The sequence below is a fragment of the Blastomonas sp. genome (assembly GCF_041747255.1).
In the GTDB taxonomy this organism is placed as follows: Bacteria; Pseudomonadota; Alphaproteobacteria; order Sphingomonadales; family Sphingomonadaceae; genus Blastomonas.
On record NZ_JBGTFM010000277.1, the window covers coordinates 1 to 10,173 of the forward strand.

Annotated in this window: 12 protein-coding genes; 5 read left to right on the forward strand and 7 right to left on the reverse strand. The window is 63.2% G+C overall.

The features are described 5' to 3' along the window. Both ACEW8G_RS09375 and gatC read right to left on the reverse strand, forming a co-directional pair. On the reverse strand, positions 1–504 hold a 504-nt coding region (locus ACEW8G_RS09375), incomplete at its 3' end, for an amidase family protein (RefSeq protein ID WP_373488161.1). A gap of 118 nt (positions 505–622) precedes the next feature. Beyond that, positions 623–910: an Asp-tRNA(Asn)/Glu-tRNA(Gln) amidotransferase subunit GatC gene (gene gatC / locus ACEW8G_RS09380; RefSeq protein WP_373488162.1), complete on the reverse strand. Its 288-nt coding sequence runs from the start codon at positions 908–910 to the stop codon at positions 623–625. Positions 911–1,064: 154 nt separating this feature from the next. Between gatC and ACEW8G_RS09385 the strand changes: the two genes are divergently transcribed. The 3 genes from ACEW8G_RS09385 to ACEW8G_RS09395 all read left to right on the forward strand — a co-directional run bounded on the left by ACEW8G_RS09385 (position 1,065) and on the right by ACEW8G_RS09395 (position 4,408). Continuing rightward, positions 1,065–2,177: a DUF3089 domain-containing protein gene (locus ACEW8G_RS09385; RefSeq protein WP_373488171.1), complete on the forward strand. Its 1,113-nt coding sequence runs from the start codon at positions 1,065–1,067 to the stop codon at positions 2,175–2,177. Then, positions 2,174–2,632, forward strand: a complete 459-nt coding sequence (gene ruvX / locus ACEW8G_RS09390; protein WP_373488172.1) for a Holliday junction resolvase RuvX — start codon at positions 2,174–2,176, stop codon at positions 2,630–2,632. Before ACEW8G_RS09385 ends, ruvX begins: the two co-directional genes overlap by 4 nt. Positions 2,633–2,749: 117 nt before the next feature. After that, the gene (locus tag ACEW8G_RS09395) at positions 2,750–4,408 is read left to right on the forward strand and encodes a thiamine pyrophosphate-binding protein (RefSeq protein WP_373488163.1); all 1,659 of its coding nucleotides are present in this window, start codon (positions 2,750–2,752) and stop codon (positions 4,406–4,408) included. 198 nt (positions 4,409–4,606) lie between these two features. Here ACEW8G_RS09395 and ACEW8G_RS09400 read toward each other — a convergent pair whose 3' ends face one another. Then, positions 4,607–4,789 (reverse strand): CsbD family protein, encoded by a 183-nt coding sequence (locus ACEW8G_RS09400; protein ID WP_373488164.1) that lies wholly within the window; start codon positions 4,787–4,789, stop codon positions 4,607–4,609. Positions 4,790–4,856: 67 nt separating this feature from the next. After that, the gene (locus tag ACEW8G_RS09405) at positions 4,857–5,270 is read right to left on the reverse strand and encodes an EVE domain-containing protein (RefSeq protein ID WP_373488165.1); all 414 of its coding nucleotides are present in this window, start codon (positions 5,268–5,270) and stop codon (positions 4,857–4,859) included. 63 nt (positions 5,271–5,333) lie between these two features. On the opposite strand from ACEW8G_RS09405, the gene ACEW8G_RS09410 reads away from it, so the two are divergent. Further along, the gene (locus tag ACEW8G_RS09410; protein ID WP_373488166.1) at positions 5,334–6,272 is read left to right on the forward strand and encodes an isopenicillin N synthase family dioxygenase; all 939 of its coding nucleotides are present in this window, start codon (positions 5,334–5,336) and stop codon (positions 6,270–6,272) included. Positions 6,273–6,288: 16 nt separating this feature from the next. Here the strand turns inward: ACEW8G_RS09410 and ACEW8G_RS09415 are convergent, their stop codons facing one another. From ACEW8G_RS09415 to ACEW8G_RS09425, 3 genes are all read right to left on the reverse strand, one after another. Continuing rightward, positions 6,289–7,692, reverse strand: coding sequence for an SPOR domain-containing protein (locus tag ACEW8G_RS09415; RefSeq protein WP_373488167.1), 1,404 nt, complete (start codon positions 7,690–7,692; stop codon positions 6,289–6,291). Positions 7,693–7,766: 74 nt separating this feature from the next. Further along, on the reverse strand, positions 7,767–8,525 hold the full coding sequence (locus tag ACEW8G_RS09420) for a hypothetical protein (protein ID WP_373488168.1): 759 nt from the start codon (positions 8,523–8,525) through the stop codon (positions 7,767–7,769). A 26-nt stretch (positions 8,526–8,551) separates the two neighbouring features. Continuing rightward, complete coding sequence (locus tag ACEW8G_RS09425) at positions 8,552–9,268, reverse strand: AAA family ATPase (RefSeq protein ID WP_373488169.1); 717 nt, start codon at positions 9,266–9,268, stop codon at positions 8,552–8,554. Positions 9,269–9,545: 277 nt separating this feature from the next. On the opposite strand from ACEW8G_RS09425, the gene ACEW8G_RS09430 reads away from it, so the two are divergent. Beyond that, on the forward strand, positions 9,546–10,173 hold a 628-nt coding region (locus tag ACEW8G_RS09430; RefSeq protein ID WP_373488170.1), incomplete at its 3' end, for a tetratricopeptide repeat protein.

Below are 10,173 nucleotides of genomic sequence, written 5' to 3' on the forward strand. Positions count from 1 at the left end.
AACCGCCGCCGAGCTGCCGCCAGATGAGCCACCGGGCGCGAGCGGCGCATTGCCGCCGTCGCTCCGCCGCCACGGCGAGATGACGTTGCCAAACGCGCTGGTCTCGTTCGATGAACCCATCGCGAACTGGTCCATATTGAGCTTGCCGAGCATGCCCGCGCCTGCATCCCAAAGCTTTTGGCTGACGGTCGATTCATAGGTCGGCTTGAACCCGTTCAGGATTTCGCTCGCCGCGCGCGCCTCGACGCCGACCGTGCAAAACAGGTCCTTCATGCCGATGGGCACGCCCGCCATGATCGGCAATTCGTCGCCCTTGGCGCGCCTTGCATCAATGGCATCGGCGGCGGCCAGGGCGTGGTCTGGCGTTTCGATGAGGAAGGCGTTGAGCGCCTTGGCCTCAGCGACGCGTGCGCTGAAGGCTTCGGCGATTTCGCGGGCCTTGAAGGCACCGCTGCGCACCCCGTTGCGGATGGCTGCGATACCAAGTTCTGTAATGCCGGTCATTAATGTACTCCGACAGGCGCCGCAGTCCAGCGCGCCCGGTTGCTGCCTTTGTTTGTGGAGCCCGGATGGCAAGCGGCTGCGCCGCTGTCCGGGATGATCGAATGCTGTCCGCAGGACATCATTCGATCACCTTTGGCACGCCGAAAAAGCCGTGCTCGGCGGCAGGTGCGTTGGCCAGCACCTTGTCGCGCACATTGCCGTCGGTCACGACATCATCGCGCAGTCGCAGCGTGTTGGGGATGACCGCCGTCATCGGCTCAATGCCGCTGACATCGACCTCGCTCAACTGTTCGATCCAGCCCAATATGCCGTTGAACTCGGGCACCATGGCCTCGACCTCGGCATCGCTCATCGCAATGCGGGCCAGCTTTGCGATTTTCTTGACGGTTTGGCTATCTACAGACATGCCCAAAGCGGCTAGCACCGGCTCGCCCGGCCATCAAGCAGGCAAATGCTGCAACGCAAAGCAAACACCGCTGGCGACAAAGCAACGCCCCGCCTATATGCGCGTTCAGTTCGCGGGCGACTGGCCCGCCTGCTTTCACACTCCGGAGTTGGTTTTGGCCCGCAAGTTTTTGTATCTTATCGCGGCGATCATTGTGCTGATCATTGCAGCATTCACAGCCTATCAGCTGTTTTCAAAGCAGATTTTTGCAGCGGCCTTTGTGCCAACCACCGAGTTTGTTCAGCCTGAAGCGGTCGAGACCAGCGCTTACACCGATGTCGCAATGTGGTTCTCCCGGCCCGAGATTCCTCGCGCCAGCAACCCCGCGCTGTGGACGCCCGAAGGGTTTGAAGCTACCGATGCTCCAAAGGTGGCGGTGTTCTACATCCACCCGACGTCCTATCTCAAGCGCGCGCTGTGGAATGCGCCGATCAGCGACACGGAATCGCAGGACCGCGCGCGCATCTTCCTGCGCAGCCAGGCGAGTGTGTTCAACGGCATCGGCCAGATTTGGGCACCGCGCTATCGTCAGGCGGCCATCGGCGCGTTCCTGACCGACAAGCCCGAGGCGCAGCGCGCGTTCGATGCGGCCTATGCCGACATCATCACCGCCTTTGACGAATTTCTGGCGCAGGTCCCCGAAGACATGCCGATCATCATCGCCGGGCACAGCCAGGGCGGGCTGCATCTGACCACCTTGATGCGTCAGCGCGTCGTCACCAAGCCGCTGGCCGATCGCATTGTTGCAGCCTATGTCATTGGCTGGCCGGTCTCGATGCAGACCGATTTGCTGGCGCTCGGCCTGCCGCCATGCAGCGACCCCGAACAGACCGGTTGTATGCTGAGCTGGCAGAGCTTTGGCGAGCCCGCCGACCCCGGCCTGCTCACCATCGCTTATGACGGCAGCGTCGGTTTTGACGGCAATCTGCGCGGCGACAGCCCGATGTTGTGCACCAACCCGCTGACCGGGGTAAGCGGCGATGAGGCCCCCGCCGAGGCCAACATCGGCACTTTGGTGCCCAACGAGGACTTGACCGACGGGGTCATCACCCCCGCGCTGGTGGCGGCACGCTGCGATGATCGCGGGCTGTTGCTGCTCGGCGGAGAGCCGAACATGGGCAATTATGTGCTGCCCGGCAACAACTACCATGTCTATGATTACCCGCTGTTCTGGGCGAACATCCGCGCCGATGTCGAACGGAGGGCGGCAGCATTTCTGGCGCGCTGATCACCACCAGCGCGACAGAATTTCGCGCCGCGCTGCCCGATGGCGGGCGTCTGATCGGGCTGGATATGGGCACAAAGACCATCGGCACGGCATTTTGCGATGCCGGGTGGAGCTTTGCCACCGCGTCAAAGACTCTCAAGCGAGGAAAATTCAGCGCCGACAAGGCCGCGCTTGAGGCGTTGATCAAAGAACAGTTCGTGGTCGGGCTGGTCATCGGCCTGCCGCTCAACATGGACAGCACCGACAGCCCGCAAACGCAGAGCGTGCGCGCCTTTGCGCGCAACATCGCGGTGCTGGGCCTGCCGGTTCTGCTGCAGGATGAGCGCTGGTCGACGCAAGCCGTGGAGCGCGCGCTGATCGCCGCCGATGTCAGCCGCGCCAAACGCGCCAAACGCGTCGATTCTGCTGCCGCCGCCTTCATCCTGCAGGGCGCGATCGATGCGATGGTGGGTTGAATAACACACTGTTCTCCGGCGATAGCCGGAATCCATGGGCAAACGCAGCGCAAGCCGATTTCTGAACTCCGGCGTTCGCCGGAGGACGAGACCAAACGACACATTGGAGTTGATAGCATGACCCAACGCACCGGCGGACGCATTCTGGTTGATCAACTGGCGCTTCAGGGGGTGGACCGCATCTTCACCGTGCCGGGCGAGAGCTTTCTCGCGGTGCTCGATGCGCTGCACGATGTGCCCGCGATCCAGACCGTGGTGTGCCGTCAGGAAGGCGGGGTCAGCTTCATGGCCTGCGCGGATGGCGCGATGACCGGGCGGCCCGGAATTGCTCTCGTCACACGCGGCCCCGGCGCCACCAATGCCAGCATCGGCGTGCATGTGGCCATGCAGGACAGCAAACCAATGGTCCTGTTGATCGGCGATGTTGATCGCGCCATGCGCGACCGCGAGGGCTTTCAGGAGGTCGATTTCCAGGCGATGTTTGCGCCGCTGTGCAAATGGGCGGCGCGGATCGACGACGCGGCGCGCATCCCTGAATATGTCGCGCGCGCCTTTTCGGTCGCGATCTCGGGCCGCCCCGGTCCGGTGGTGCTGGCGCTGCCCGAGGACATGCTCAAGGACGTTGTCGAGGCAACCGACCGCCCGCGCGTCACCCGTCCTGTCCAGCCGGTCTGCCCGAACGGCTTTGCCGTGCTGATGGAAATGTTGGGCGAAGCCAAAAACCCGGTCGCCATTGTCGGCGGCGCAGACTGGAGCGCGAACGCGCGTGACAATTTTGCGCTTTTTGCCGAGCGCATCGGCCTGCCGGTCGCCTGCGGCTTTCGCCAGCAGGATGCGTTCCCCAACAGCTCGCCGGTTTGGGCGGGCAACCTTGGCTATGGGCCGAACCCAAAGCTGGTCGCGCGCATCAAGGGTGCGGACCTGATCCTCGCGGTGGGTGCGCGGCTGGGCGAGGCGACCACCGACAGCTACGGCCTGATTACCCCCGATCACCCCGGGCAGTTGCTGGTGCATGTCCACCCCGACCCCAATGAACTGGGCCGCGTTTTCCGCACCGATCTGCCGTTGTGCGCGGACATGGACGAGTTCGCCGAAGCCGCCGCCTTGTGGGACGAGGATGACGATGCGCTGCATTTCGATGGCGGGGCAGAGGCGCACGCCGAATGGCTGGCATGGTCCGATCCGCAGCCCAATGGCGCGCTGCTTGACCTGGGCCAATGCGTCCGCGCGATGCGCAATGCGCTGCCCGCTGACACGATCATCTGCAACGGCGCGGGCAATTTTGCCGGCTGGTGGCACCGCTACTGGCCTTATGGCGCGCACCCGTCACAGCTCGCGCCAACCGCTGGCGCGATGGGCTATGGCGTGCCCGCCGCGGTCGCAGCAAGCCTGCGCTACCCTGACCGGCAGGTGGTGGCGGTGGCAGGCGACGGTGATTTTCTGATGAATGGGCAGGAACTGGCGACCGCTGTCCAATATGGCGCGAACCTGCTGGTCATCGTTGTAGACAACGGCACCTACGGCACGATCCGCATGCACCAGGAGCGCGAATATCCCGCACGCCCGTCGGGCACGCAACTGCACAACCCGGATTTCACGGCACTCGCCCGCGCGTTCGGCGGGTGGGCTGCGACGGTTGAGCAAACCGCTGATTTCGCGCCGGCACTGGCCGATGCCATCACCCGGCAGGGGCTAAAACTGCTGCACCTCAAGACCGACATTGAGCAGATCGCTGCCAGCGGCGCGACGGTGAGCGGACTGCGGGCGAAGGCATAAAAAAACCTTCTACACTTGAAGGAGAAGGATATGAAGCCTTAATGGCACAGCCGTTCAGGCAGAGTTGGATGAGGGGTATGCGCCCATGTTGGCCGCAAGATCGCACTTGCGATCCCTGCCCCTCACCCAGCTATGTCTAGACAGCAGGCTGTCAAGTCTGCGCAACCCTTTCCCTCGGTGGGGAGAGGGTAGGTAGGATCAAATCTTGTCGCCGAACGCGCCCTTGACGTCGCCCTTCAGCTTCTGGCCCTTGCCTTTCAGCTGCTGAACATCGCCTTCAGCTTCAAGCTCATGATTGTCAGTGGCCTTGCCGATGCCTTCCTTGGCCTTGCCGGCGAGATCGTTGGCGGTGCCTGCGACTTTGTCTTTAAATTCACCCATATCGATGCTCCTTCGTAAATGCCGGGGAAACAGACCCGGCTTCACCACATGTTACGCTCCGCCCCGCTTAACCGTTCCCGCCCATCCTCATGATTTCGTGCCATTCATCGTTTTCGATTGCAGCGACCGAAAGCCGCGATTGGCGCAGCATCGCCATGTCGGCGAGCGCAGGATTGGCCTTCATCGCCTTTAATGAGACCGGCTTGGGCAGCGGCTTAATTGGCGTGACCTTCACCGCCACCCAGCGACCGGTTTCATCCTTGGGATCGGGGAAAGCCGCTGCGCTGATCTGCATCACCCCCACGGCCTCAAGCCCGCTGCGCGAATGATAGAACAGCGCCTTGTCGCCCACCTGCATCGCTTTCAGGTTGTTCGAAGCCTGCGCGTTGCGCACCCCATCCCATACGCCCTCGCCGCCACGCACCACATCATCCCAGCTGTATTCATCGGGCTCTGATTTCATCAACCAATATTGGGTCATGATTTTTCCTGTCCGAGCGCCTACATGCGTGTTCGTAACACCTCAGCTATTGCGGACCCCAGCATGATTCAACTGCCTATCCTCTCGCTCGCCGATGAACCCGCTGCGCTCGCGCATAAGCTGGGAGACAGTTTTTCAACCTATGGCTTTGCGATGATCAAGGACCATGGCCTTAATCCGGCGCTGGTCCGCCAAGGCTGGGATCAGACCGCCGCGTTCTTCGCGCTGCCGCCCGAGGAAAAGCGTCGCTATTATGACGCCAGCGCAGGCGGCCAGCGCGGTTACACGCCGTTCGGCACCGAGATCGCCAAGGACGCCAAGGCGCATGATCTGAAAGAATTCTGGCATGTCGGGCGCGAGATCGACCCGGCCAGCTCGATCGCCCACACCATGCCTCAGAACGTCTGGCCCGATCGGCCGGAGGGCTTTCGCGCGACCTTCGAGCCGCTGTTTGCCGAGTTCGACCGGGTGGGCAATATCATCCTGTCGCGGATCGCGGTTTATCTGGGGCTGGATGCAGACTGGTTTGCGCCCGCCGTGCATGAAGGCAATTCGATCCTGCGGCTGCTGCATTATCCGCCGATTGACGCCTCACAGGGCGCAGAAGGTGCGATTCGCGCGGGTGCGCACGAAGACATCAACCTCATCACACTGCTGCTGGGTGCAGAAGAAGGCGGGCTTGAGGTGCTGGCGCGCGATGGATCGTGGATCGACATGCGTCCGCCTGAAGGGGCGCTGGTGGTCAACGTTGGCGATATGCTGCAGCGGCTGACCAACCACGTGCTGCCATCGACCACGCACCGGGTGCGCAATCCGGCGGGTGACCGGGCGAAATTCAGCCGCTATTCGATGCCGTTCTTCCTGCACCTGCGTTCGGATTTCCCGATCAGCACGCTCGAAGGCTGCATTGGCGAGGAACGCCCCAACCGTTATCCCGAACCGATTTTGGCCGACGATTATCTGCACGAACGGCTGGTCGAAATCGGTCTGGTCAAGGCCTGACGGCCAGGCGATGCCGTCAGCGGCGCGCGGCGATCTGCGTGGCTGCCCCGCGCGGTGCCGACGTGGCAGGCGCAATGATGCATTCGCCGCCCGATGCGCGCACTTTGGCACACATTGCCCGCGCCGATCTTTCATCGGCAAAGCCATTGGCGGTCAGGCGGTGCAACGTGCGTGCGCCAACCTTGGCAGGAACCGTCACGCGCGAAAACGCAGCGAGATCCTGGTGCTTGCCTGAATAGGCGGCCCATGCGCGATCCGCATTGCCGGTATTTGAAAACACGCCAAGTTGCACGGCAAAGGCACCGCCGCTCACCGGCTTGAACGCAGCCTTGGTGACGACGGGCGCGGCAGCCGTGCGAGAAGCAGGGACAACCGCCTTCTCAAACGACACGTGCTCCACGATGGGTGTGCGCGAGGCGGCGACCGGTGCGCGCGAGGCGACGACTGGTGCGCGCGAGGCGAGCTGCACTGGAGCGGTGCGGCTGGCCCTGCGTACCGGCGCGGTGCGATAATTGCCGGGCAGTGCCTGCACCATCTCGCGGCTCACGAACTTGGTTTGCTGTGGCGCGACGGGTTCAGCTACGGGAGCAACCGTTGCCGATGCGGCATATTCAACCGGCGGCAATTCTGCGGTCGCGACCGGAGTCACCTGCGCAAGTGCTTGCGCGTCGCGGCCAATGTCGTCGACCAGCTCAGCCATTGAGGGATTGTTGGCCAGCGCCAGCCGCACCGGCTGACCGGCATCAAATTCCGCCGGGGTCACGCCCAGCACCGAGGCAACGCGTTGCACATGCGCCTGCGGATGCGCGATGCGCGCCCATACGGCGATACGATCCTGCGCGACCTTGGGGTCAAGATCCTGCCCGGCCATCACCTGCGCCTCGCGCCAGCGGCCATCGAGCGCATAAGCAAAGGCAAGGTTTTGGCGCACTTTGGCCGAATCACCACCACGCCGCACCTCGTCGGTCAGCACCTGGACGCCGGTTCCGGTGTCACCAGCCAGCGACATCGCGAGGCCGAAATCGCCTGCGGGGATAATCCCGCGATGCTGCTCAAGCAGCGACTGCGCAGCGGAGCCGCGTCCATCGGCGACGTGCATCAGCGCCAGGCTGATCACCGTCTGCGCGGTAGTATCACCAAGGGCGAGCGCATCATCAAAGCTTTGCCTGGCAGAGGCAAAGCGCCCCTCGGCAAGATAAGTGTTGGCGAGCAGACGGCGCAGCGTGGCATTGCGCGGATCGGCAGCAACTGCGGCTTCTGCGCTGACCAGCGCCTTGCCGGTCTTGCCGACCTGCAGCGCCTTTTGCGCCTGGTTGGCAAGGGTCTGCGGTCGGCCACCGCCTTGCGATGCGGAACAGCTGACCAGCACGCCCCCCAGCAAAATCGTGGAAGCTGCCAGTTTCAAGGCTGTCTTGCTCATCTGCCCACCATTTTTCATTGCGCCATGTCCTCTTTGCCTGCTCAGGCCACCAGAATGCCCCTAACCTTCGGCCCCTAGCCTTCAGATGGCCGCGAAACGCGACCTGCGAGATCTTCAATTTCGGGTATCTTGGTTAACAAATCGTCAAGAGCCGCCGTTAACAGCAGCTGTGCCGACTGCCCCGTCACCGCGCTTGCCAGCCGCAGCTTGAGATGCCGCCCCGCATCGAGCCGCAGCGTGAACGCTGCCCTGCGGACTGAAGGCGCGGATTTTGCTGCCGCAACGACCGCTTCCAGCACGGGCGCTGCAACGACAGGTGCCGCCACTGGCGCAGCGCTTCTGGTCTTGCCGGGCTTGACCGACAATACCGATGGCATTGCAGCCACATCGTCGAAGGACGTGTCCGCCAGCGGTTGTTCGTCGGTAACGGCTGTCGCGACCGGCGCTTCGACCGCGACCGGCGGCGCTTCGGGTTCGGGCGTCAGCATCCGTGCCGCGATGTCGGCCTGCTGGCGCGCGACTTCGGGCTCTGGCGCGGCTGTAACTTCGTCGGGCACGACGGTATCCGGGATCGCGCCGGCCAGCAGCGTGCTGTGCTTCGGACCGTACGGCCCGTCGGGCAGCGCATCCTGCGGCGGATCGACATCGAAGCTTGCCTCATAGCTGCCGTCCTGCCCCGCGCCATAGCCCATGTCGTTCCAGCCAAGATCATCCTGCGGCATGGCATTGTGGCCGGGACCGTTCAGCCCCTGGCGGCGCATCGCCGGACGCGCCGCGCCCTTGCGCGCGAGCAGCCCCGATGAGAGCGATGCGATTGGTTTGGGTTCACCCATTAAGCTCATCCTTGCCCGCGCGCCGCTTACGATCCGGCAACGCGGCGGCCAAAGCCACCCATCGGCCGGATCGCGCCAGGACTGACAGGCGCATTGGGCACGGCAAACACCGTGCGTCGGAAGTTCTTTTCAAGCCGGTCAGAAATATAGCTCCACAGCTCGCGCACCTCGTTGGCGGATTTGCTATTGGGATCGACCTCCATCACGGTGCGCCCATCGATCATCGAAGCGGCAAAATCGGTCCGATGGTGCAGCGTCGTGGGCGCGACCGTGCCATGCTGCGACAGCGCGACGGCCGCCTCTGACGTAATCCGCGCCTTGGGTGTTGCGGCGTTGACGACGAAGATCAGCGGCTTGCCCGCGCGCTCGCACAGATCGACGGTCGCGCCGACCGCGCGCAAATCATGCGGGCTGGGCCGGGTGGGCACCACAATCAGTTCGGCGACCGAAATCACCGACTGGATCGCCATGGTGATCGCAGGAGGGGTATCGATGACCGCGAGCTTGAACCCCTGCTGGCGCAGGATCGACAGATCAGCGGGCAACCGCGCGACGGTGGTCTGTGCAAAGGCGGGATAATCCGGCTCGCGCTCGTTCCACCAGTCTGCCAGCGAGCCTTGCGGATCGATGTCGATCAGCACAACCGGACCGTCACCGGCAAGTTGCGCCTGCACAGCAAGGTGGCCCGACAACGTGGTCTTGCCTGATCCGCCTTTTTGAGATGCCAATGCGAGTACGCGCACTCAAAACCCCCTGTTGAAACTCATTACACTCAACGAAAATGCACCCGGGTCGGCTAAGATTGGGTTAACGCCGCATTGGGTGCGCCATGCCAAACCGGTTAAAACCGGGACATTCGTGCCTTGGTCATGGCCTTTTTGGGCGCTGGCAACACTTTGCTAACCCATGATTAGCTATACCGGTTCACGATCTTGCGTTCAGCCGCCGCGCACTTTGCAGCGCCAGCGCGTGCTGATATGCTTGCAATGACTTTACCATTTGCGATGGAGCAATCGCGCGATGCTGAACCTGAGAAATTTTTCGCACAAAACGCTGCTGGCCGGCGTCGCGGTGCTTGGCTTTGGCTTTGCGCAACCTGCGCTGGCTGATGTCAAGGCCGGGGTGGACGCCTGGGAACGCGGTGAATTTGAACGCGCCATTGCCGAATGGCGCGGACCCGCCGCGCAGGGCGATGCCGATGCGGCGTTCAACCTTGGCCAGGCCTACAAGCTGGGCCGGGGGGTGCCGATGGACCTGAAAATCGCCGAAAGCTGGTACAAAAAGGCCGCCGACAAGGGCCATGTCCAGGCGGCGGACAATTACGGGCTGGTGCTGTTTCAGGACAACCGGCGCGATGCGGCGATGCCTTATATCCGCGCATCATCTGCGCGCGGCGAGCCGCGTGCGCAATACGTGCTGGCCACCGCCATGTTCAACGGCGATATCGCTGAAAAGGATTGGGTGCGCGCCTATGCGTTGATGACACGCGCATCGGCGCAGGGCCTGCCGCAGGCATCGCGCAGCCTTGCGACAATGGACAAATATGTGCCGATGACCGACCGGACCAAGGGCACGCAGCTTGCCGCGCAGCTGGAACGCGATGCCATTGCCGAACGCCAGCGGCTGGCGGGTGCATCGGCCGGGCTGG